The organism is uncultured Fenollaria sp., from assembly GCF_934202865.1.
Classification (GTDB): Bacteria; Bacillota; Clostridia; order Tissierellales; family Peptoniphilaceae; genus Fenollaria.
This window is the reverse complement of sequence record NZ_CAKPYL010000014.1, coordinates 1-24,422: the sequence shown is the minus strand read 5'-3', so window position 1 is coordinate 24,422 and position 24,422 is coordinate 1. Positions and strand designations below refer to the sequence as shown.

Below are 24,422 nucleotides of genomic sequence, written 5' to 3'. Positions count from 1 at the left end.
CTCTTGCTGCATCTCCTTCTATGCCCAAGAGCTCTGTATAGTCTTGCGCATTGAATGCGTTTATTTTGCTTTCTTTTAACTTGCTTATAGATTCTTTAACTTCTTCTTTGTATATTGTATCTTTATAATCTCTTAGATATCTGTCTAAAACTTTTATTGAATTATATAGCTTTGCTATTACAAATGATTTTGCGTATGAAAGTGCTCTGTCTTGATTTTCAGATATTCTAAACTGTTCTTTTCTTAGTAATACATTACCATTAATTCTTCCTGAGACTCTTGCACAAAAATATCCTTCTGGTGTTAAAAAGCTAATACCCACGTTGTTTTTCATGCACATGTCTAATAGTTTTGGGCTCGCTCCAACGTAATTGAAGCAAACTATGTTTTCAAAATTTTGTATTGGTGATTGGAAGACTTTGCCATTTACCTCATCTTTAACTACTATATTGCTTCCATCTTTTGCTAAGTAGATATTTTCATTTGTAATATATAATGTATTCAATAGCTTTCTCATTCTTCCATCACCATCCTATTGATATAATTTATAACGCTTTTTTTCTTTTTTGTGAGTTTTGGCATGCAGTAATCAATTAAGGAACAGTTTTTACAGTTAATGTTTTTACTCGCTTTAGGTATCTTGTTTTGATTGTATATCTCATACATTTGTGTCACTATGTCTCTTACTTCCTGCCTTAATTCATCTGTAATATCTATTTCTAATCTTTTGTTTGGACTTTTATAATAAAGCGCTGACTTTTTTAGTTTAACATTATGCATTTCTTCAAAACACATTGTTTCGGCAACTAGTTGATATATATCTGCCTTTGTCTTTTTTGCTCTACCCTTTTTATATTCTACGACATAGGGTAACCACAGTCCATTGTAGTTTTCTATCTCTACTCCGTTCTCATTTTTCTCATATATGACTAGGTCACAGACACCCACTATCTTAAGTTCATCCGATTTAACACGCAGTGATCTTTCATATATTCTGTCTTTTCTTTTTTCGTAAAAATATGGGTCATCTACGTTTTCATGTATAAGTTTACCAAGTGTTGTGTCTTTATTTTCAAACCAAATTTGTTCTAGTTCTAAAAGTGCCCACTGTCTTTTACAAAACACAAAATGCTGTATTCTACTTAGGCTTAAATAATCTTCTTCGTCCATATGTCTTGCTTTATATGCCTGTTAAATATTCTACTTTTAATCCTTTTTCTTCGTATTCTTTTAATTTTTCTTCATTTAACCTAATATTATATGATTTATAATCTTGATCTTCTAGTTCTGGTATGTCAAATTCAAGTAGTTCTTTAATCTTGCCGCTTGATACATTGCCTATTTCGCAGTCATGAACGAACCAGAATATATCTCTTACTATCATTGATCCGTCTGGTCTAGCTGATGAAGAATCATTAATGAATAGTTCTTGTAAACACTCTTTTAATACTGCTAAGTCATCATCGGTAAATTTGTTTTTCTTTGCAAAGTTTACATTTACTGCTCCGTTAACTACGTATATGGCATGATTAACATAGTGTTTTGAGCCCATAGTGTCTGAGGATTTTCCGCCGCCTTCTTTTTCCATACTATTAACGCTCTTGGTAATTTGCATAGTTGTTATATCAACTGGAGTTAGTGATTTTGCGATTGATATACTAACTGGTCCTCTAATGCCGACAGCTTTCTTGTCATATGTTATTACTTGTCCAAAGCTTCTGACGTCTAACCATGTTTCACAGCATAAATTATATGCTTCTTCATCTGTTGCTTTTTTATCTACAACGCTACTGTATCTTTTTTCTAGTGAAGTAAATCCGTCATCTGACTTTTCATTGCTCTTTACAAAAATCTCGTATCCTTTGTCTTGCATTCTGTTTCTTATCTTTCTTTTTATACAAACGTCAGAAATTTCTCCATAACCAAAAGAGTCGGTTCTTGGCATGTTGCCCGCAAGTGGATCTCCATTTGGATTTGCATTATTTACTTCAATTGTCATTATGAAGTCGACCTTTTTTTCAATTACATTACTCATTACTTTTCCTCCTTATTACTTTCTTTATTTTTTAAACCAAAACGTTTTTCTGCGTAGTAACCATATAAAAATCTACTACTTAAAGCTTTATTGTCTTCTTTTTCTGATAAACCTAGTTCACCTAACTTTATAAATATATCCTCTTTCTCTCTGTCTAACAACACTGCGAAGCCAGGATTTGTAGCCTTTAATTTATTCATATATGTTTTAGTTTTATCATCTAAAACTTCTGTTATTTTTGCGGGATATTTTGTATATGATGTCCAATACCTATCTGCATTGGTAAGTCTTATTGCTTCGTTCTTTTTTGCTTTTTCTCCGTCAGCGTTCTTTGCTAAGTCAAAAGTAAGTCTTTCCGTCATTTCATACACGGCTAGTAGTCTACCATATAGGTAGGACCTATCTAAATTATCTCTGTCAAGCATATCTTCATTCTCCTCCTTTGATGAATCTCTTAAAACCGCAAGGGCTATTGATTGTAAAATATTCCATGTATTTTTATAGTTTAATTTTTTCCTTATGTTCATATCGATTGCTTTAACTATATTCTTTGGCATCTCTTTGCCTTCTATGATTGAAATAATCATTTTTTGCAATTGATCTTTTTTAAAATTATCGTTGTCATTAACAAGTTTTTTTTCTCTTTCTGTTCCATAAGCAGCATCTAATATTGAGAATATACTAGGTGTTTTCTTAATTAAATTGCCATTACTAGTAAGTGTATAATAATAGTAAGTGTTTGACCACTTTTCAAGATTTTCATAAAGCTGTGATGTCTGAAGCTCTTTAAAGTATCTAATTGATGATCTTCCCTTGTTAACTTTTTCAACAATTAGCGCACTATATATTGAATCTTTAGGTACTTTATCTACACCTGTGATAAAAGAATTAGCTACTTTCTCATTTTCGCTATAAACCGCTCTATAAGTATCCTTTGTATCATTTTTTGTTTCTATTTTATCTATATCGAACTCGTCCGTCTCATTTACACCAGCTAAATTTGGATTTGCAGATGTAATAAAGAGCTTCTTTTCATTCTTAACATCATCTGAAAACCAGTTAACTATATACTGCTGACCGCCAAGCCATTTGGATGAATTTTTATTGTCCATTAAATATTTAAGCATTAAATGAGCTTTTTCTGATGTTTCATATCCTATGCTAATTACATCGCTACCTTTTTTAAATCTTCCCAAGTAAATTTCCTCAACTGAAGAAATCAATTTTGAGGTATCTATAATGCCACGATGTTTATCAACAATATAGTCTTCTTTTCCCGTTATATTACATATTCCGTTCTTTGTCAGAGAGCTTATAACATTATTAATATGAACTTGATGAAGTTTTTTGTATTTTGTTACTGAATAATCTTCATGATTTTTAAAGTCTACTACTTCAAACTCTAAATATATCTTATCTAATTCAAGTCTTTTTGTTATTTCCTTGTTTTTATCATTAAGAAATGTATATTCTAGTATAGAGGCTTTATCGGTCAACTTTACAACATCAACGCCTAATGCATATCTTAAAGCTTCATATATAAAATTTTCTTTTTTAATATAACTGTAAATAATTCTTATAAAATCTTTAATTTCTGTGTCTTTTTCTTTGGCTATCCAATTTTCTAACGCATCCATATAATCTTTATGTCTCTCTTCATTATAAGGAGCAATATATGAGCAATTATCTACAAGCATATGCGGCATAGAATTCCTTGTTCTAGTCGCTGAATCTAAACTTACTGGAAAAATAATTTTGTCATCTTTAGCCAAGAATGAACTCTTAACAAAATTAAAATTTTTATCGATACTTATCTTTAATATGTTCTCTCCAGTAGACTTAAGCAAATCATGATATAAAGGGAGAATTACTGAGTCATTACCATTGTATTTATCAACTAAACCTGCCTCTAGAGATTTATCATATGTTTTTACAAGCGAATTAATCAGCGTCATTTAATCATCTCCCTTCTAATTTTGCATATTCTTCGTCAACTGAAAGCTCTTGCTCTGGATACTTAAAGTCATATGTTGAAAGCTCATTTTTAACTTCGCAGTCTTCTTGATCTTTAAAATTAATTATGCCATCCTTCATAATTACATTTCCAAAGTAAGAATAAAGTTTTTCTCCAGGCTTATTTGGATACTTAAAACTGTTAAACATTAAGCCAAAGGATAATGTTTGTCCTTCGTAGTAACTTATTTTGCTTTCGTATTCCTCTTTAGTAATCGCATTAACGTAGCCTTGGCACTCACTTGCTCCAATAAAGATAGATCTCCTTCCACCTCTTTCAATAGAGCGCTGCATAATTGCCTCATGTTTTTTCATGTTTCTATCTTTTTTTAGGTCATCTCTAAATAAGTTCCACTCAAAATGGTATTTAATTAAATACTCTGGATTTACTAAGTATGTTATGTTGCTTCTGTCTTGTTTGTAATTATCTTTCGGAACTCTAACTCCCATAGTATGTGTTCTTATTGGATTAATTACCTTGACTTCATCCACAACATTTTTAAGCACAGGTTTAAAGTAACACGCATCAAGTATACCTAAGACAGCTTGCTTTGTTATAACTGGATATGTTGCTTTTTCTCCGCCTCCTTTTGTTTCAGGTGATGTTATTAAACCATAATCTCCTGTCAATCTAATGTAAAAATATTTAGATTTTTCATTTGGACCATCCATATTATTACCTCCTTCTTTTTATTCTTCACTTATTTTTATATTATTCTTAATTTTGTTTGTCAAGTGCTTTTTTAAAATTTAAGAATATATTTTAATTTCTTTGTGGTATAATAAGTTTATCATAGTATTAACTACGCAGATTGAAAAACTTACTATTACATTATAATAAAGGGCATTAGCTCTTTATTTTTTTCTTGATCTATGTTAAAGCCATTATCATTATAGTATTGCTTTTTAAGTAAAAGAATGTCACCGTCCATATACGAATCAACAAAATCATTGAGCTTTGCATTTTCATATACATTTATTGTGTAGCTTTGCATTTCTTTTAAAAGTCTTTTTATTTTTGATATATTATAAATTACATTATCTTTATTTTCTAAAAGCATTTTTAACTCATCATATTTTTTCTCATTTGATTTTCCTGTTTTTGAATTTTTATAACAAACTATCATTGCCTTTGTATCATTTTTGATTAAGTTAATATTATCAGCAGCTGTTTTAAAGCTTTGCCTTATAACAGGAAATTCTTTTGTTTTTATACTAATTTTATCAAGATTGTCGCTGAGCAAATCAAAGGCACTAGGCATATCTTTTCCTAGAGGATATGTCATTAAGTTTTCGTACTTTGTGTAATAACGTGCAAAAAATTCATCGTTTAGTTCATCAATATCGATTTCGCCAGATTTATTATTGAGTATAATCTCAGTGATGTCTTTTTTATATCCAATAGATTCCAAGTAATTAAGGTTTTCTTCAAAACCCATGTTGACTAAGTTAACTATACCTTCTTTCTGTAAGCCATATCTATTACATCTTCCGATTGCTTGTATAATAGAATCAATGCCTGCATAAGACCTAATAAGTCTTTTAAAATCAACATTAACTCCTGCTTCTATAAGCTGTGTAGCTACTAGCTTCACTGCATTTCCTTTTGAAAGTTTTGCCTTTATTTTATCGAGTATGTCTTTTCTATGCTCCGGACAAAAATCTGTGTTTAATAAGTATATGTCCTCTGTATTTCCTGTATCTTCAATTAGCATTTCGTACAATTTTCTTGCTGCTTTTTTTGTATTTAATATGATAAGAGTTGAATCTTTTGTATGCAATAATACTTCCGCCTCAATATCTTTTGAGTTACTTTTCTTACCATCATTAAAATTATATACTTTTGTCCTTTTAAATGCCTTAAGCTGATTTTGGCTAAGTTTTACAAGATCTGCTTTATCTGCGTAGTCAATTCTATATTTTATGTTATTTTCATCATATTTAGGTTGAGTAGCTGTTGATAAAACTATATTCGCCTTCATTACAGAAGATATAAAGTTCATTGCAAGATTAAATAAATATGTCATCTCTATAGGAAGAGACTGAACTTCGTCTAATATAATTACAGAATTAATTAATGAGGAGAATCTCCTTATATTTGCTGATTTACCTTTAAATAAAGTGTTTATGAATTGTACTAAAGTTGTCAAAACTACAGGCGCATCAAAACTCTCTATTAAGTATTCTCTACACATCTTATCTTTACTCTCATAAGCGCTCTCATTGTTAGTGTTATTAAATGATGATTGATCAAGTATATTTGAGTGGTATTCTAATATACTCTTATCTTTCAATACATCTTTGACTTCACCTGCATTTTGCTCTAAGACGGATAAAAATGCAGTTATATAGAAAAATCTCTTCTTTGATTTATACTTCATTTGATTTGTAGCATATAACATACTTAATAAAGTTTTTCCAGCTCCTGTCGCAAGATCAAGCTTATATATACCGCTTTCATCCTCACGTCCCCTATCATCGATAACAAGCTTTAACTCGTTTTTTACCTTATCTAGATCATTTTTTGGCTCAGGAAAACTAGAATATTTTTCTTTTAAATTTTTGCTATATATTTCAGCTTTCTCTTGAGCATCATAAGTAACGTTGTCATCTATGATCAAATCATATGCATTTATAGTATCGACAATATCTGCATTTTTTAGAATCGATAAGAAAAGTCTCATATATAAAGACAGATAATAATAATTTGCCTTCATATCAATATATTTTAAATTATCTTTGGAATTTTTATATTCAAAATAACCTTTCTTAAATATATCTAATAAATCTATATTTAATTTTTCTTCAAGCTCTTTTATATATGGCACTACTTCTCTTTTAAAACAGATCCTTTCATCTTCATCAAACCTAATTCTATCTTTTAATCTGTTAGATAGACTATTGTTAATATCATAATAAGGAATATCATATAAACCATGATGAGCGCTTATAACATATGTCATTATATAAAAATACTCTTGTAGTATGTTCATTTCGAATGAGCTTTGCTTAGCACATTTATTGTATAAAGACAATAAATACAGTGCTCCTGCCGACGAGTGATTTACTTTCTCATCTGTATTATTTATTATTTTGTGCTGAAACGCTTCACTAGCTTTGCCAACGTCGTGTAGTATGCCTAGAAGATACATAATATTTCCAATACCTATCTCACTAGCTGATGATTTAGCTTTATCTGCAGTGTTACTTAAATGATCTATAAGCTCTTGCCTTTTGATTTGATCAGCACTGTGGTCAATATGTGCGTATTTCATTGCTTCCTCCTAAAATATAAAAGTATCTTCTTCTGGATTGAAGCTAGTTGTCCTACCCATCATTTCTACTTTTGCTTTCCACTTGCTTCCAAGATGATAAAATCTTATACTGTCCTTTTCTTCATCTATCTCTTTCTTTAATTTGTACTTAAGTTCTTCAAACTCAGCAGGTGTCACTATACATTCAAAAACTGAATTTTGCACTCTTTGTCCATAGTCTTTACATACATTAGCTACTCGTCTCAGTCTAGTTCTACCTTCACTATCCATAGTTTCAACATCATATGTAGCAAGTATCAACATAAAATCACCTCTGTGTAATAAAATTATATCCTTAATAACATTATACCACATTAATACGCATGTAGCACATTAAAGCTATTTATACAAAGGCCATTTGCTATTGATATAAACATAAGCCATCCTTAAGCAGAGAGAAAAGCTTAGTGGATATAATGTTTAGGCAAACAAAAAAAAGCTATAATATAATTATATTCTATACTATAGCTTTTGCTTTTTTTATTTAATTGATATAAATTATCTATATGCTAGGCAGAATCTTTTCTATCTTTATATCTGTGAAATCGTTTGGTATGCCTAGCGCAAGTAAAAATTGTTTATAGTTTTGTGCTTGTACCGATTTATAGAAATTTAATATTTGAACTACCTGCTCTCTAAGTAAAAGATAATTGTTTTTATCTAGATAATATATGCTTGCTATAAATGCAAAAGCATTTGTACGGCATATATTATTTTTATGCGCTGTTTTATCTATATTGAAAGGTTTGTAAAATGCCTCACTATATGGCAAAAAACTATTTGATGCTTTTATTTCAAAATTATATGTTCGATTTGCGTGTGCGGTTCTATTCCTAAATTGTAGTATTAAAAGTATTATATCAGAAAAAACTTGTTTGCTTAAATTATCTATACAGTCGGAACTTACTTTCAACATGCTTGAAACGACTTTTGTCTTTATGTCTCCTTTGCACAATTTATATAAATAGTATACGTTACCAAACGTTGCTCTTGTAAATAATATCCAAGGTGGTACGTTATTATATTTTTTCCTATAATGGGTAATTGGTTCAATGTTTTCGGATATTAAATTTTTGAATATATCTATAGTTTTATCAATTTGCCATACGTCTTTTTCAATATTTCTTCCTGTAATATAGTTTTTTGTGTTTAAATAATCCGCTTCTTTTTCTCCAAATTTTTCTGATAAAAAGTAGGCTAAATTGGTCTTAAACATCCTTTCTATATCTAGTGATGATGAAAAAAACGCTTTGCTAAGAAGTTTATCTACTTGGAACAATGTGTCAAGATCATAAAATCTTGTTCCTGGTATAAATTTATTATCATCTTCCAAAAAGAAATCTTTATAGCCATTGATTACGTTGTAATAACCGTTTCTCATTAAAGAATCTTTCGCCTTGTCATGGTCTACTATCATTCCTCTAGACTCAAGAATATTAATTTGTTCTTCAATTGTTTTAAAAGGTTTGCTATTCATATTAACTCCTACAAAATAAAAAAGCTCCACCATAAAATGACAGAGCTCCTTTATAAGCGAAAACCTCGCTTGCTTTCCTTGTACATAAATTATACCCCATTTTATGATATATTGTCAAGTTTTTTATATATTCTTTTAAATATTTATAGAATTTTTTATTCACTTATTTCTTATTATTTAATTTAAAACTTAGCTCTTAGTTCAACTGCTTTTCTTATGACTTGAACGCATAAATTAACTATAGCACATACTGAAATGAATTGCAATGTATTCTTTTTGCAACATCTCAATCCATTCCCCCAATTCATTTCGTTTGACTAAGTAATTTTTTTATTATATAATATTAATTAATACTTACTCATCTATATATAAGCAAAGTTTATACATATGCATTGAGTGATTAATTAATTGACATTTTTACTTAGAGAATCAGATTGGAGGTAACATGGATTTTATTATTCATATTAAGGACTTTTTGTGGGACTATGTAATCATTTTCCTCTTGGTCTTTGCTGGATTATTTTTTTCTATTAAACTGAAGTTCCCGCAAATCACTAAGCTTGGTCTTGCTGTTAAGTCTACTTTAGGAAATGTATTTAAGAAGGATGACGGCCCTAAGAAGGAGGGCGAAGTAAGCTCGTTCCAAGCGCTTGCGACTGCTGTTGCTGCTCAGCTTGGTACTGGATCGGTTGGCGGTGTGGCCTCTGCCATCATGGCTGGTGGACCGGGCGCTGTATTTTGGATGTGGATCTCTGGCCTTCTTGGCATGTCGACTATATTTGCTGAGGCGATTTTGGCTCAAGTCTTCAGACAAAAGAAGGACGGCGAGGTTTATGGCGGACCTGCTTACTACATAAGTCAAGGTATTAAAAATAAACGTTTTGCTAAGGTCTTATCCATATTCTTTGCTATATTTTTAATTTTGGCTCTGGGCTTCGCGGGCAACATGGTTCAATCGAACTCCATCGCTCTATCGATGCAAGAGGGCTTCGGCATCAAACCTGCTTACACTGGCATCATCCTAGCGGTTCTTGTCAGCATGATAGTTATGGGTGGGGTGCAAAGAATTTCTAAGATTGCTGAGATGATAGTGCCTGTCATGGCTGCTGTCTTTATCTTATCTGGTCTAGTTATTCTTGTTATGTTCAGACAAAATATCATCCCTGTATTTAAGTTAATATTTCAAAGTGCGTTCAGTACCTCGGCTGTCTTTGGTGGCGCTGTTGGTATCAGTGTTCAGCACGCGATCAAGATGGGTCTTGCGCGCGGACTATTTGCGAATGAAGCTGGGATGGGCTCTACGCCTCATGCTCACGCTGTAGCGACTGTTGATAAACCTGCGGACCAAGGTCTATCTGCCATCTTCGGTGTATTAACTGGCATTATCATCTGTACTGTAACTGCTATGATCATCTTATTGACTGACGCTCACATATTCTCTTTTGAAAATGGTCTTGACTCAGTTGCTGTTACGCAAAAGGGTTTCGAGATTGCTTTTGGTAAGCCGGGAGTTATATTCTTAGCGATAAGTTTATTCTTCTTCGCTTTTTCAACGATAGTTGGTTGGTACTACTTTGGCGAATCGAACATAGTTTACTTATTCGGACAAAAGGCTGTCTTGGTTTACAGACTTCTTGTCGTAATCGCTGTAATCGTTGGTACTGTTGTATCTGTTGACTTCGTTTGGGTGCTTGCGGACACGTTTAACGCTCTCATGGTTATACCGAATGTCATTGGTTTGATTTTACTATCGAATATAGTTTCAAATGAAGCTCACAAATTGGACGAGCCAAAGCTTAAGTAAGGAGGAAATATGGATACAATATTATTGATCAAAGATTTTATATGGGACTATTTATTAGTTTTCTTACTTGTCTTTGCTGGTCTTTACTTAACTGTAAAGCTTGGCTTTATTCAATTTACTAAGCTTGGACAAGGTTTTAAGGAGCTTAAAAAGTCTAAGAGAGACGCTGCGAATGGCCTAGTAACGCCTCTTGAAGCGTTCTACACTTCGCTTGCCGCGCAAATAGGTACTGGTAACATCGCGGGTGTTGCTGCTGCCATCATGCTTGGCGGCGCTGGAAGTATATTCTGGATGTGGGTGTCGGGCTTTTTAGGTATGGCAATCATTTATTCAGAAACAGTTCTAGCGATTTTATATAGAGAGAAAAAGGGCGACGATTACTTTGGCGGACCTGCCTACTATTTATCAAGAGGCATAAAAAACAAGGCTCTTGGCAAATTTTTAGCAGCAGTCTTTGCCATATTCATCATCATCGCTCTAGCCTTCGCTGGCAACATGGTTCAATCAAACTCGGTTGCGAGCGTTATGGAAAGCTCATTTAATATCGCCCCTGTTTATACTGGCGCCTTCATCGCAGTACTATTATCATTTATAATTATAGGTGGAGCAAAGTCAATAGCAAAGGTAGCGACTAAGGTCGTTCCATTCATGATAGCGATGTTCCTTTTACATGGTCTAGTAATTTTACTAAAGTACTCGGCAAATATTGGCCCGGTATTTAAAAGCATATTCACAAATGCATTCACATGGAAGGCGGCGGCTGGTGGCGCTGTCGGTTTCAGCATCAAAGAAGCCGTTAAGCATGGTATGGCGCGCGGACTATTCTCAAATGAAGCGGGCATGGGCTCAACGCCTCATGCAAATGCCATCGCTGACGTAGATCACGCATCTAAGCAAGGCTACATCTCGATGGTAACTGTTATAATCGATACTTTCATCGTATGTACTGTATCTGCGCTAATCATCTTAGTTACTGGCGCAAATGAGATAGCGGGAGCGCACTTCGCAGGCGTTTTGCAAAATGGCTTTGACATCGCTTTAGGTGGATCGGGCTCAGTATTCTACGCGATATCGGTATTCTTCTTCGGCTTCACAACTATACTTGGCTGGTACTACTACGGTGAATCGAACGTTATGTACCTATTTGGTGAGGACGCAATCAACTACTACAAGATCTTTGCCATCATCGCTGTGGTTGGCGGAACTATAGTAAGCGTCGACGCTATATACAATGTGAGTGACCTTCTAAATGGCCTTATGGTCATACCAAACATTGTGGGTATCTTGATGCTAAGCACTGTGGTTAAGAAGAACAAAAACGAAATTAATAAATTGAAGTAAATATTTTAAGCAATAAAAAAGTTTTAGCCTAAGGTCAATTGATCCAAAGCTAAAACTTTTTCTTTTATGTAAATGTATTGTATGTATATTTTTATCTAAATCTTACCCAAAAAAACAGAAGCAGAGTCTCCCCTACTTCTTTGTGTAATTTAACATTTACTTCCAAGTCATTTTTAAGCTTTTATTATTTGCAACACAATCTTCAAGATATAAATTTATTAAAGTTTGATATGGTATGCCCGTGCTTTTCGCTTGGTCTTTAAAATAACTTATAACTGTTTGATTAAGATTGATTGTTATTTGTTTCTTTGCAATTTGTTCAGCATAAATGTTTTCTCTTGGATTTAAATTTTTTATATCGTATTCTTCTCTCATTTTATACCTCCTAAATACCATTAATATATATCATTCGTTCATTCTTTGTAGCTTTTCTTGCGGATATAATTCTTATAATATTCTCATTATTTCTATAACAATGACTAACAATGCAAATTCCTTTTCGTAAACTCATTCCTATAATTAAAAAACGTTCTTCAGTTTCTGAATGATCTGGATCATCAAAGATGATAGCTGAAAAATCTGAAAAAACCGATTCTACATCTTCAAAAGAAATTCCATGTTTCTTTTTATTTATTTCATTTTTATTTTCGTCCCATTCAAATTCCATATATATACTTCCTTTTATACCTATTCTATAATTATATTATAATTGTTTCATAATTTTTTGTCAAGTGTTTATTTTATTATATTTCTTTTACACAAATGGGCTCTGCATCGTGCAAAGCCCATAATCATTTCATCTATTAATTTATTTAAATTTATCTAGTCTCTTGAATATCTTTTCCTTACCCAATAAGTAAAGTATCCTATCCATTTCTGGTCCGTGTACTGAGAATGAAATCATCGCTCTAACTGGCATGTAAAGGTTTTTACCCTTGATGCCTGTCTTCTTTTGTATGCTCTTCATAAATGTTTTGGCGTAATCAAGTGTGATCTCGTCTACTGATGCAAGCTCTTCTTCGATTGCGTTTGCAAGTACTTTAGCGTTTTCTGCATTTTCTCCTTCAAGGAATTCTTTTGTTTCATCTGCAAGTGGAAGCTCTTCGAAGATGAATCTTGCCTTTTCAGGTAGCTCTGTCATTAAATATATATTATCCTTAAGTGTATCGATTAAAACTTCCATATACTCTTTATTTTCTTTTGCAAAGTCTTCTGTGATTAGTCCAGCCTTGATTAGTTCTTCGCTCGCTTCTTCTCTTAATACATTTATATCTTGATTTCTTAAGAATTGTGCGTTTACCCAATCAAGTTTATCCTTGTCAAAGATACCGCCTGTCTTAGATACTCTTTCAAATGAAAATTCTTTGATTAGCTCATCCATGGTAAATATCTCTTTATTATCTTCTGGTGACCAGCCAACTAGTGCTAAGTAATTATTAAGTGCTTCTGGCAAATAGCCTTTGTCTTTGAAGTCTTCTACTGACACGTCGCCTTGTCTCTTTGATAATTTCTTTCTGTCTTTGTTAAGTACTGTTGGTAAGTGAACATACTCTGGTTTTTCCCAGCCAAGTGCCTCGTATAAAAATACGTGCTTTGGTGTAGATGGTAGCCACTCTTCCCCTCTAACGATGTGTGTTATGCCCATTAGGTGGTCGTCAACTACAACTGCCATGTGATATGTTGGGAAGCCGTCAGACTTTAGTAGTACTTGATCATCTATATCTTCTGTGTTGATGGTGATGTCGCCTCTAACTACGTCGTGGAAAGTTATGTCTGTATCCTTTGGTAATTTTAGTCTAACTACATAAGGCTCACCATTAGCGACTCTTTTCTTTGCTTCGTCTAGAGGAATATTTCTACAGAAGCCGTCATACTTTGGTATTAGGCCCTTGATTTGTCTTTCTTCTCTGATTCTGTCAAGTCTTTCCTTATCGCAGAAGCAGTAGTATGCCTTGCCTTCATCGATTAGCTGATCAACATATTTTCTATATATATCAAGTCTTTCTGATTGTATATATGGACCGTAGTCACCTTTTTGAACTACCTTGCCATCTTCAATAAAAACACCTTCGCTGTAGTGTATACCAGCCCAGTGAAGTGAGTTTATCAAGTTTTCTATAGCGCCTTCGACATAACGTGTTCTGTCTGTGTCTTCGATTCTTAAGATGAAGTCGCCGCCCATCTTTTCAGCGAATAAGTAGTTATATAGCGCTGTTCTTAATGAGCCTATGTGCACAAAACCTGTTGGCGATGGTGCAAATCTTACTCTAACTTTTTTATCCACGATTATTCTTCCTTTCCTTTATATATGCAATTATCTTGTCAATAGCTTCGCTCGCATCTATCTCTTCATTTTCCATCACTAGGCGAGTCGAGTACTCAACCTTGCCTTCGCTAGCAAGCTTACCTACTGTAATTCTAAGAGGTATACCAATTAGGTCTCTATCGTTAAACTTAACGCCGGCTCTTTCTGCTCTGTCATCAAGAAGCACTTCGACCTTCTCCGCCAATAGTTTTTGATAAATTTCTTCGGCAAGTTTATTTTGCTCTTCGTCTTTTACATTGACGATTGTTACGATGGCTTCGTATGGACATGATGATATTGGCCAGATGATACCCTTTTCATCGTTGTTTTGCTCAACTATAGCAGATACTGTTCTTGATATGCCAACGCCGTAGCAGCCCATCCAGAAGTATTCGTCCTTGCCATTCTCATCAAGGAATGTTGCCTTCATAGATTTTGAGTACTTTTGACCAAGTTGGAAGATGTTTCCGACTTCGATGCCCCTTTTGAACTCAAGTTTACCGCCGCACTTAGGACAAACATCGCCCTCAGCTATCATTAGTAAATCGTCTACGAATTCAAATTTTTCATTGTCACTGATATTATAGTTCATGTAATGATAATTTTCTTCGTTAGCGCCTATGACCATGTTTTTGATATTCTTAACTCTTTCATCGGCGATAAGTCTATCAGCCTTTAAGCCGATTGGGCCAGTGTAGCCTGGGAAGGATCCCATAGCCTTGATGTCTTCATCGCCCATCATCTCAATCTCATGCTCTGCGCAGCCAAGATGCTTTATTAATTTTGTTAGGTTAAGCTCTCTTGATCCAGGTATGAAGACTACAACTTTTTCTCCCTTAACCATTAGGTCAACTGCCTTAAGGCATCTATCTTTATCAACTTTTAAAAGTTCTGCTAGGTCGTCAATAGTTTTAACGCCCTTTGTTTCTACTTTTTCAAGCTCTTTTATATCTTCGCTACTATTGTCATATTTATAAGCTACTTCTGCTTTTTCATCAGTCGCTGAAAAATCGCAGCTATCGCAATATGTGATCACGCCTTCACCTACGTCTGATAAAGCAGTGAACTCGTGTGACTCGTTACCACCGATAGCGCCTGAGTCTCCTCTAACTATCCTGTAATCAAGTTCAAGTCTGTCATAGATGTTTTCGTACGCTTCCCACATGTTCTTGTAGCTTGCTACCATGTCCTCTTGAGTCTTGTCAAAGGAGTAAGCGTCCTTCATAAGGAACTCTCTCGCTCTATTGATACCAAATCTAGGTCTCTTCTCGTCCCTGTACTTAGTTTTGATTTGGTAAATATTTATTGGCAATTTTTTATATGAGTTCACATCGCTTCTTACAAGGTCTGTGAAAAACTCTTCGGCTGTTGGCGCAAGACAAAATTCTCTGTCGTTTCTGTCCTTTAGCTTAAACATCTCTGGTCCGAAGGTATCCCATCTACCTGACTCTTCCCAAAGCTCTCTTGGCTGAACAGCACTCATGTTGATCTCTTGAGCGTCGTGTGAGTCCATCTCTTCTCTAACTATGGCCTCGATCTTTCTGATTACTCTGTAACCAAGGTTCATGTATGAATAAATACCTGAGGCGCTCTTCTTGATAAAGCCGCCTCTTAATAGTAGTTTATGTGATGCAATCTCTGCTTCGCTAGGATCCTCTCTCAATGTTTTAAAAAACATTTTACTCATTCTCATAGCTTTCTTCCTCCTCTTGGTACTCGTAGTTTTCTTTTTGCGCGTTGAACATCTTGTAGTAAAGGCTGTCCGTCTTTTGCATTAGATTTTTATGCGTGTCAAAGTCCTCTACAGTACCGTTATTTATTAACAAAATTCTATCGCAGAATATCGACGAACTCATTCTGTGTGAGATGTATATCGATGTCTTCTCTTTAACAAGGTAGTTGAAGTTCTCGTAAATTTCCGCCTCGCTCTTCGGGTCAAGTGCCGATGTTGGCTCGTCAAGTATAACTAGCTCGCTGTCCTTGTACAAGCTTCTTGCAATTGCTAGCTTTTGGAACTGTCCTTGCGATAGTTTTTCTCCCGTTTCAGAGTAGCCCATGGAGACTTTAGTGTCCATACCACTACTTAACGAATTTATTTTATCATATATATCAATATCTTTCAATACTTTAGTGACTTTTTCTCTGTCGTAGTCAGTCTTCGATGCAACAGTCTCTGCCACAGGGAAATTGTATATGTTATAGTCTTGGAAGACAACGGAAATAAATTTTTGGTACTCGTCCATCTTTATCTTTGATATATCAAGGCCATTAAGAAGTATCTCGCCCTTTGTTGGCTCGTATAGCCTTGTCATTAACTTGATGATGGTTGTCTTACCAGCACCATTCAGACCTACTATAGAAATCTTTTCGCCCTTATTAATGTTAAAGGATAAATTCTTTAAAACGTAGTCTTCAGAGCTTGGGTACTTGAACCACACGTCTTTAAACTCAATCGTGTCAATGGACTTAGGCATCTCATATTCGTATGCTTTTGCCTTTTCTTCTGGTAACATCATAAATCTATAGTAAGGCTCTGTCATGTTTCTCATCATAATCATGTTGACATAGTTTTGTGAGATGATTCTAACTCTTTGGTTGAAATTAACAAAGGCCGATGTGTATAGAGCGAAGGAACCGATTGAGATTTGTGGTCCAAAAACATTCGATACGGCTCTTACCGATATATAGATGTAGCTTAAAGCTCTTGATACGCCGTCTAAGATACCGCTAAAGAAAAATGAAAGCGAGTTTACAGTATACATATTAGCTATACCTCCGCTTATCTCCTTCATCAGCTTATATATAGAACCATTGACCAAGTTATGCATAGAGAATAGCTTTACATCCATCATCTTACTATTGTCATAAATAATACTCATGTAAGCAGAAAATTTTCTGTTTATATCTTCAAGTGAGGTTAGGAAGTCTCCCATCTTCTTGTTCGCCCAAGCGCCTATGACAAAGTTTAGGCATGCTACTAAAAGAAGCACAAGACCTAAAACCCAGGAGAAACTAAAGGCGATTACCGCTAAGAATATTACTACTACAAATGAAACAAATACTTCCGCAGCTATTTGAACGAAGTTTGCTAGAGGTGATTGAGTGCTCATGATGAAGTCTGCTTGGTCCTTAAGATTCATGTAGTCTTTGTTCTCAAGCATTGAATAATCAAGCTTCATAGTCTTTTCGCATATATTGTAACGAATTCTTTGTTGCACGCCAGGAAGGTCTACGTTGTTGATGTAGTTGTTGACATAGCCTGGTATCTTAGCTAAGATGACGTTTGCAAGCACCATAAGTACTACGTAAGTCACTATCTCAAAGCCTGCTCCACTCATTATTGAGTCAATAACTAGTTTTGGTAAGAATACATTTATTAGTAAAAGTCCTGCTGATGATAAAGAAGCTAGTAAGATTAAAAATACTGTTTTCTTGGAGTATTCCCAAATTGATTTGATCATGAAGCCATATATCTTCATATGTTCTTTAAAGTTTTTCATATTTAGGCCTCCTTAGTATAGTACTTACCTTGTATAGTGAACATTTCGTAATATTCACCCTTCTTCTTCATAAGTTCATCGTGAGTACCCTCTTCGAAGATCTTTCCGCCCTTAAGAAGTATAATTCTGTCGCAGAACTTTGTCGATGACAGTCTGTGTGAGATGTATATCGAGGTTCTGTCCTCTCTTAAGTCATTTAGCTTGGAATAAATTTCGTGCTCAGCAAGTGCATCGAGGTTTGCTGTTGGCTCGTCAAGTATAAGTATAGGTGAGTCCTTGTACACAGCTCTCGAGATGGCAAGTTTTTGCTCTTGTCCGCCCGATAGTTCAAGAGCGTCCTTAGCAACTTCATGAGACATGTTTCTTTCGTAAGCGTTTTTCTCTTCTTCGATACGCTCCTTAAGTCCCACGTCCTCAATTGCTCTCTTGGCTCTTTCTAAATCATATGTCTCTTGCATAGAAATATTATTACCAAGTGTATATGGATAGATATTTACCTGTTGGAATATGCAGGCAAACATCTTGTATAGCTCTTCTTCCTTGAACTCGTTGATGTTTATTCCATTAAGAAGTATCTCTCCTTCGTCCGGTCTAAATAGTCTTACTAATAAATTGATTATAGTTGACTTACCCTCACCATTGTTACCAACTAGGGCAATGGTTTCGTTTTTAGCTATCTTAAAGCTTAGATTATCAAGCACTTTCTTATCTGTACTTGGATAAGCAAAAGTAACATTTCTAAACTCAATATCAACAGCACCACTAAGCCTATCTCTAGTACCATGGTCTGAGCTTAGCTTATCTGTTTCAAGTAATTCATACATATTTTCTACGTAAATAGTTTGATTAACAACAAAAAACTCGTAGTCTTCTATAGCTTTGTCGGCCAATAAAACAAATTGCAGCATAAGTGTTAGATACATCAAAAAGCTACCAGTATCAACTGAGCCGTTTTTAAAGTTAAGTATAAGTGTGTAAGCAAAAACTGCCTGTGCAATGATTAAGATTAGAACTGATAAAAGGCTCTTTCTAAAAGTTATGTTCACAGCTCTTAGACTAAAACTCTTTCTCTTGTCGATAACGTTTTTATAAGCATTAAGTATCATGTCTTTCAAGTTAAAAAGTCTAATCTCTTTACCAGCTTTAAAATCACCAGCAGTTTTAGTGTAGTATCTAATTTCATCAGTTATTTTATTTATCTCGGCATCATTATCACTTACTTCTTTGTTTGCTTGTCTTTGTGCGTAGGCATAAGTAATTGCATATAAAAGTAGTAGTGCTCCTGTTAATGGTGATAGAGCCGTAATAACTCCTCCAATAATTATAAGTGAAAGAATTATAGGTGCGGTTCTTGCAAACTCTCTAAGCATGCCAGCAACGCCGCCCCAGTCACTGTTTGTTGCTTCAAAGGCCATGCCATACATCTTAAAGATGGATCTGTCACTTATGTATTTAAAGTCGGCAGCTGCCATCTTTTTATTTTGCTCGTGCATTAGCTCAAATCTTGTTTTGTTAGCTACTACTATTACTTGATTTGAGCAGTAAAGGCTTACGCCCTCAACTAAGAACTCCAAAGCAAAAAAGCCAAGTGAGATTAGTAAAATCCTTCTAATCGCATCTGTGCCTGGATTTTCTACTACTCCAACTATTAGCTTAGGCATTAGTGATAATACTAGTGGAGCGAAGGCCCCTAAGAGACAGGCAAATAAGATGTATAAAATCATCTTCTTGTCTGTTCGAATCGCGTCCCCAAGTAGGCGCTTCAGTGTTTTTGTGTACTTCATTTTTCTCCTCCTACGAGTTAAGCTCCTTATTGACGTTAACTAAGGCAAGCTCTGCCTCGTCAAGTGCGTCCTTAAGCTTTTTACTCTTCTTTAAATTTTCCTTCGTATATAATTTATTTGAGCTTTTAACTATGTTTGAGAAAGCGGCTAGAAGATTGTCAAAGCTCTTCTTAAGCTCTTCTTCGCCAGCTAGCTTGTTCTTGTGAACTTCTATCCTTGCGCTTTCACCTGTAGCTAGGTCAATTGTTTCGCCAAGCTTTGGTGCATAGACCTCAAGTCCTTGGTCTCTAGTAATCTTTTGCTTTAAAATTTCTTGTGCATCGCTCTCGCCATGAACCAAGAATACTTTTTTAGGCTTATTATCATAGGCGTCTAGCCACTTAAGTAGCATGTTTTGATCGGCATGTGCAGAAAAGCCTTGTAAGTCATAAACTTCTAGACCTACGTCCACCATTTGGCCGAAGAGCTTAACTCTTCTTACGCCACTCAGAATGATGCGGCCCAAGGAGCCTTCTGCTTGGTAGCCAACTATGATAAGCGAGTTTCTCTTGTCCCATAGACAGTTCTTTAAGTGATGCCTAATTCTGCCTGCTGTCATCATGCCTGATGATGCGATAATGACCTTTGGCGCTTCGTCTGCGTTAAGTGCCTTCGAGTCCTCTGTCTCGCGAATGTACTTTAGATGCTTAAACATAAGTGGGTCGTCGCCCGACTTAAGCAGCTTTTGTGTCTCTTCGTCCAAAATATCGTAGTTACGCATAAAGACTTCAGTCGCATCGACTGCCATTGGCGAGTCAAGGAAAACTCTTACGTTTTGGTTCTTTCTCTTCTCGAACTCTTTATTTAATAAATATATTAGCTCTTGGCTCCTACCAACTGCAAAGCTTGGTATTAGAACGGTTCCGCCTCTTGCAACAGTCTTATCTATGATATCAATAAGTTTTTGAGTGCTGTCCGTAAGTTCTTCGTGATTGCGATTGCCATAAGTTGATTCCATTATGACATAGTCAGCGTCCTTAATGAAAGTCGGATCCTTTAGTAGAGGCCTATCTGGCATACCAAGGTCGCCTGAGAAAACTATTTTCGTTTCTTTGCCATCTTCATTTATGTAAACTTCTAAGATGGCTGAGCCAAGTATATGACCAGCATCTCTAAAAACTATTTTGATGCCATCAAAGAGCTCGATCTCTTCACCATAAGCGTAGCCCCTTAAAAGCTTAAGAGTCTCATCAACGTCAACATCTGTGTAAAGCGGCTCAACCGGGTCAAGGCCTTGACGAAGATTCTTTTTAGTCTCAGTCTCAGCGTCTTGCATACCGATCTTGGCTGAGTCGTAGAGCATGACTGGAGCTAGGTCCATAGTCGCCTTAGTCATGATGACTTCGCCGTCGTAGCCTTCCTTAACCATCTTCGGTAGCCTTCCTATGTGGTCTATGTGTGCGTGAGTGATGAGCACTTTGTCTATGTCCTTAACATTGTAGTCAAAGGGCCTCTTGTTCAGCTCTTCAAGGTCATTACTTCCTTGAAACATGCCGCAGTCTATGACTATCTTCCTGCCACAGGCTTCAAGCAAATAGTTGGAGCCGGTTACTTCTTGTGCCGCGCCTAAAAAACTTATCTTCATATTAGCTCTCCTTTTTCATAAATATCGTTTACAATAGCGTCTATATCTACCTTTTCTTCTTCTCTTTTAACGTCAGCTATGAGTGGTCTCGTTTGTGGGTGGTCTGGCGAAAATACTGAGCAGCAATCATCGAATGGCTCTATCGATTTTTCGTAAGTGCCTATCTTTTTCGCTATGTCAATGATGTCAAGCTTATCGAAGGCTATGAGCGGTCTAAAGATGACCATGTCTGTCGCGTCCTCTATTGCTTTAATGCCATACATTGTTTGAGATGCGACTTGACCTATATTTTCCCCTGTGATGATGGCGTCGTAGCCCTTGTCATGAGCAAGCTTCTTCGCAACGCGCATCATTATCCTTCTTGAAACAACTGTTGTGTACGAAACGTTCATATTTTGGTTGATGGCTGTGTAAGCGTCAAGCATATTATATGAATATAGTTTTATATCGCCAGTGTAGGCAGCGACAATGTCTCTAAGGCCTTTAACCTTGTCAAGTGCTTGTAGCGAGGTAAATGGATATGAGTGAAAATGTATCGCATCGACTTTAACACCGCGCTTCGCCATCATATATAAAGCGACTGGACTGTCTATGCCGCCTGATAATAGGCAAAGTGCCTTGCCATTAGTCGCCTTTGGCATGCCACCTAGCGCCTTGTGCTTCTCAACTGAAACATAGGCGAATTTCCTTATATCTACGTAAACTTCATGTTCAGGCGTATGCACATCAACTTTTAGTCCGTCCGTATTTGTGAGTATGGCAGCGCCTATATCCCTTGATAGCTCCATCGAATTAAGCGGGAATTTCTTGTCCGCTCTTGTCGATGCCGCCTTGAATGTGCCTTTTAAATTTTTTTCCTTAACTAGGTCAATAGCGAGGCGCCTGATCACTTCAATATCTTTTTCGCATCTATAAGCCTTTCTGATCCAAACTATGCCGAAGACCTTTTTTAAGGCTTCTATCGCTTTTTCTGATTTTGCATCGTCTATCTCAATAATAATCTTTCCAATATCGTTATAAAGGCTGTCGTAGCCAATCTCTTTCATGTTCTTATCGATGTTTGATATAAGTTTTTGCTCGAAGTACCTTCTGTTGCCGCCCTTAAGGTGCATCTCGCCCTCACTGATTATCAAATATACTTTATCCGTCATCATTTTTTTACACTCCTAATAAATTTAACTGCTTTTTTAATAAGTTCCGCTGCTTTTAAAATTTCTTCTTCAGTGTTCATCTCAGAAAATGAAATTCTAACAGTCTCTTCAGCTTCTTTTTCGCTGTAGCCATAGCCTTCAAGCACGCGTCTGTGCTTTTTTTGCTTCGATGAGCAAGCAGAAGATGTTGATATATAGACCTCATCTTGCTCTAAGATGTGAACTAGTACCTCGGCCTTGATATTATCAAAGGCAACTGACAAAACGTATGGCGAATAGCCCTCGCCCTCTGAATGAACGATAACGCCATCAAGCTCTTTTAGGCTCTCTATCATTTTATTTTTTAAATTATTTACATAAGCAAAATTATCTTCAAGATTTTTATCTAGTATTTTAACCGCTTCAGCAAGAGCTAAGACGCCCGGAACATTTTCAGTGCCTGCTCTTAGAGAAAATTCTTGTTCGCCGCCATAGATAAGCGGCTTAACTAAGTGGGTATCGCGAGCGTATAGGCAGCCAATGCCCTTAGGCGCGTGCACCTTGTGACCCGACATCGAAAGAAAATCAATGTTACCTTCGCTCAAATCAATACGAAGATTGCCAAAGGCTTGAACCGCATCAGTTGCAAAAATTATATCTGGATAAAGCTTCTTTACTTCACGAGCAATACTTTCTACGCGGGTGATGCTACCCACTTCGTTGTTGACATGCATAAGTGAGACAAAGCCAAAGCCATCATCAAGATTGTCAAGTACATCACCCAAAGTGATTTGTCCGCCCTTTGGATGTATTTTTATCACTTCAAAGCCATGTGCCACTAGATTGTCAATAGGCTTGTTCATCGCTTGATGCTCGACCGCCGTAGTCAAAATTTTCTTCTTCTTTATATCCTTAATCGAATTTACAATAATGTTGTTCGCCTCACTTGCGCAAGACGTAAAAATGATTTCGCCAGACTTTACATTTAGGAAATTCTTTATGACGCTCCTCGCCTCTTCAAAGTCATTTCTTAGTAAAAAGCCTGCCTTATGTATGCTCGATGGATTCGCGTAAGACGTTTCAAACGCATGAAGCGCCGCATCCATCGCCTCTTTATATACTTTTGTTGTTGCACAATTATCTAAATAAATCATAAACCTCACCAATTCTATTATATTATAAAGCCGTGAAAATAGCAATGAAAAACACATTATCACGAGAAAATTTAAATATTTATATCGTGACCGCCATAAACGTAAAATATTACTTGAATAATCGTAATAATTGCATAATTAGCTTGAAAAAAATCAATACTTGTGATAAAATATCTTTATATATGAGGAGGGAAGAAAATGGATATCAGACAAATAGAAACTTTTGTTGAAGTCGTTAGGCTTGAAAGTTTCTCGAAAGCTGCAGAAAAGCTCTTTATAACTCAGCCAACTGTCTCAAACCACATCACCGCTCTTGAAAAAGAGGTCGGAAGTGAACTTATTGACAGAAGCGGTAGGCTGTTTCGAATTACGCCGACAGGCCAAATTTTGTACGAGCATGCGGAGAAGATCATCGATCAGATCAACAATGCTAAGTATGAGATTGACGCCTACGACCAAGGTCTGCAGGGTAAGATAAGCATTTTGTCGAGCTCCATCCCTAGAGAGTACATCCTTCCTGATTTAATTAAGTCCTTCCTTGAAGAGCATCCGAAAATCAGTTTTTCGCTGCAAGGTAGCGACTCGAAGGAAGCTATCAAGCGTATTCTTACATATGAGAATGACTTTGCCATCGTCGGCAAGATGAATGACAACCCGAAGCTTGATTTTGTAAAACTCGTTAAGGACTCAAGCGTTTTAATAGTGCCAAATGACAAGTTTGAAAACCTTGAGAATGGCGACACAGTTAAGTTTGAAGACATACTCAATGAAAACTTTATTCTTAGGGAGTATGGTTCTGCCTCGCTCGAAACCATAATCAACGCTATATACCAAAGCTCGAAGGACGCTAGAAAGCTTAGGATAGTTGGCACATGCGATGACAATGAAGCGATCAAGTCCTTAGTAAGCAAGGGCGTTGGTCTTAGCTTTATGAATAGGAT

The 24,422-nt window shown here is 35.7% G+C and carries 20 protein-coding genes; 3 read left to right on the top strand and 17 right to left on the bottom strand.

Annotated elements, in window-relative coordinates; all coding sequences use genetic code 11:
• The 8 genes from cas1 to Q0E71_RS02780 all read right to left on the bottom strand — a co-directional run.
• On the bottom strand, nucleotides 1–517 hold a 517-nt coding region (gene cas1 / locus Q0E71_RS02815; RefSeq protein ID WP_294795789.1), incomplete at its 3' end, for a CRISPR-associated endonuclease Cas1.
• Nucleotides 514–1,170 (bottom strand): CRISPR-associated protein Cas4, encoded by a 657-nt coding sequence (cas4, locus tag Q0E71_RS02810; protein ID WP_294795787.1) that lies wholly within the window; start codon nucleotides 1,168–1,170, stop codon nucleotides 514–516. The genes cas1 and cas4, both read right to left, overlap by 4 nt.
• 10 nt (nucleotides 1,171–1,180) lie before the next feature.
• Nucleotides 1,181–2,035 (bottom strand): type I-C CRISPR-associated protein Cas7/Csd2, encoded by an 855-nt coding sequence (gene cas7c / locus Q0E71_RS02805; protein ID WP_294795785.1) that lies wholly within the window; start codon nucleotides 2,033–2,035, stop codon nucleotides 1,181–1,183.
• Nucleotides 2,035–3,990, bottom strand: a complete 1,956-nt coding sequence (gene cas8c / locus Q0E71_RS02800; protein ID WP_294795783.1) for a type I-C CRISPR-associated protein Cas8c/Csd1 — start codon at nucleotides 3,988–3,990, stop codon at nucleotides 2,035–2,037. Before cas8c ends, cas7c begins: the two co-directional genes overlap by 1 nt.
• Nucleotides 3,991–3,994: 4 nt before the next feature.
• Nucleotides 3,995–4,720 carry a type I-C CRISPR-associated protein Cas5c gene (gene cas5c, locus Q0E71_RS02795; protein WP_294795781.1) on the bottom strand — a complete coding sequence of 242 codons (726 nt, stop codon included), beginning with the start codon at nucleotides 4,718–4,720 and terminating at the stop codon, nucleotides 3,995–3,997.
• Between the two features lie 155 nt (nucleotides 4,721–4,875).
• Complete coding sequence (gene cas3, locus Q0E71_RS02790) at nucleotides 4,876–7,323, bottom strand: CRISPR-associated helicase Cas3' (protein ID WP_294795779.1); 2,448 nt, start codon at nucleotides 7,321–7,323, stop codon at nucleotides 4,876–4,878.
• A gap of 9 nt (nucleotides 7,324–7,332) precedes the next feature.
• Nucleotides 7,333–7,626: a CRISPR-associated endonuclease Cas2 gene (gene cas2 / locus Q0E71_RS02785; protein ID WP_294795776.1), complete on the bottom strand. Its 294-nt coding sequence runs from the start codon at nucleotides 7,624–7,626 to the stop codon at nucleotides 7,333–7,335.
• 238 nt (nucleotides 7,627–7,864) lie between these two features.
• Nucleotides 7,865–8,839: an Abi family protein gene (locus Q0E71_RS02780; protein WP_294795774.1), complete on the bottom strand. Its 975-nt coding sequence runs from the start codon at nucleotides 8,837–8,839 to the stop codon at nucleotides 7,865–7,867.
• 445 nt (nucleotides 8,840–9,284) lie between these two features.
• On the opposite strand from Q0E71_RS02780, the gene Q0E71_RS02775 reads away from it, so the two are divergent.
• Together Q0E71_RS02775 and Q0E71_RS02770 are read left to right on the top strand one after the other, a co-directional pair.
• Nucleotides 9,285–10,643, top strand: coding sequence for a sodium:alanine symporter family protein (locus Q0E71_RS02775; RefSeq protein ID WP_294795772.1), 1,359 nt, complete (start codon nucleotides 9,285–9,287; stop codon nucleotides 10,641–10,643).
• A 9-nt stretch (nucleotides 10,644–10,652) separates the two neighbouring features.
• Nucleotides 10,653–11,984 (top strand): sodium:alanine symporter family protein, encoded by a 1,332-nt coding sequence (locus Q0E71_RS02770; protein ID WP_294795770.1) that lies wholly within the window; start codon nucleotides 10,653–10,655, stop codon nucleotides 11,982–11,984.
• A gap of 156 nt (nucleotides 11,985–12,140) precedes the next feature.
• On the opposite strand, the gene Q0E71_RS02765 is transcribed toward Q0E71_RS02770, so the two are convergent.
• From Q0E71_RS02765 to Q0E71_RS02725, 9 genes are all read right to left on the bottom strand, one after another.
• Nucleotides 12,141–12,359, bottom strand: a complete 219-nt coding sequence (locus Q0E71_RS02765) for a BrnA antitoxin family protein (RefSeq protein ID WP_294795768.1) — start codon at nucleotides 12,357–12,359, stop codon at nucleotides 12,141–12,143.
• Nucleotides 12,360–12,369: 10 nt separating this feature from the next.
• On the bottom strand, nucleotides 12,370–12,651 hold the full coding sequence (locus Q0E71_RS02760; protein ID WP_294795766.1) for a BrnT family toxin: 282 nt from the start codon (nucleotides 12,649–12,651) through the stop codon (nucleotides 12,370–12,372).
• A gap of 141 nt (nucleotides 12,652–12,792) precedes the next feature.
• Complete coding sequence (gene gltX / locus Q0E71_RS02755) at nucleotides 12,793–14,268, bottom strand: glutamate--tRNA ligase (RefSeq protein WP_294795764.1); 1,476 nt, start codon at nucleotides 14,266–14,268, stop codon at nucleotides 12,793–12,795.
• Nucleotides 14,261–15,982, bottom strand: coding sequence for a proline--tRNA ligase (locus Q0E71_RS02750; protein ID WP_294795762.1), 1,722 nt, complete (start codon nucleotides 15,980–15,982; stop codon nucleotides 14,261–14,263). The genes gltX and Q0E71_RS02750 overlap by 8 nt, the downstream gene beginning before the upstream one ends.
• On the bottom strand, nucleotides 15,969–17,789 hold the full coding sequence (locus Q0E71_RS02745) for an ABC transporter ATP-binding protein (protein WP_294795760.1): 1,821 nt from the start codon (nucleotides 17,787–17,789) through the stop codon (nucleotides 15,969–15,971). Before Q0E71_RS02745 ends, Q0E71_RS02750 begins: the two co-directional genes overlap by 14 nt.
• 2 nt (nucleotides 17,790–17,791) lie before the next feature.
• Nucleotides 17,792–19,573, bottom strand: a complete 1,782-nt coding sequence (locus tag Q0E71_RS02740) for an ABC transporter ATP-binding protein (RefSeq protein ID WP_294795758.1) — start codon at nucleotides 19,571–19,573, stop codon at nucleotides 17,792–17,794.
• Between the two features lie 10 nt (nucleotides 19,574–19,583).
• Nucleotides 19,584–21,197 (bottom strand): MBL fold metallo-hydrolase RNA specificity domain-containing protein, encoded by a 1,614-nt coding sequence (locus Q0E71_RS02735; RefSeq protein ID WP_294795756.1) that lies wholly within the window; start codon nucleotides 21,195–21,197, stop codon nucleotides 19,584–19,586.
• On the bottom strand, nucleotides 21,194–22,351 hold the full coding sequence (gene thiI, locus Q0E71_RS02730) for a tRNA uracil 4-sulfurtransferase ThiI (RefSeq protein ID WP_294795754.1): 1,158 nt from the start codon (nucleotides 22,349–22,351) through the stop codon (nucleotides 21,194–21,196). The genes Q0E71_RS02735 and thiI overlap by 4 nt, the downstream gene beginning before the upstream one ends.
• On the bottom strand, nucleotides 22,348–23,481 hold the full coding sequence (locus Q0E71_RS02725) for a cysteine desulfurase family protein (RefSeq protein WP_294795752.1): 1,134 nt from the start codon (nucleotides 23,479–23,481) through the stop codon (nucleotides 22,348–22,350). The genes thiI and Q0E71_RS02725 overlap by 4 nt, the downstream gene beginning before the upstream one ends.
• A 198-nt stretch (nucleotides 23,482–23,679) precedes the next feature.
• Between Q0E71_RS02725 and Q0E71_RS02720 the strand changes: the two genes are divergently transcribed.
• Nucleotides 23,680–24,422: LysR family transcriptional regulator (locus tag Q0E71_RS02720; RefSeq protein WP_294795750.1), on the top strand; the 743-nt coding region annotated here is incomplete at its 3' end.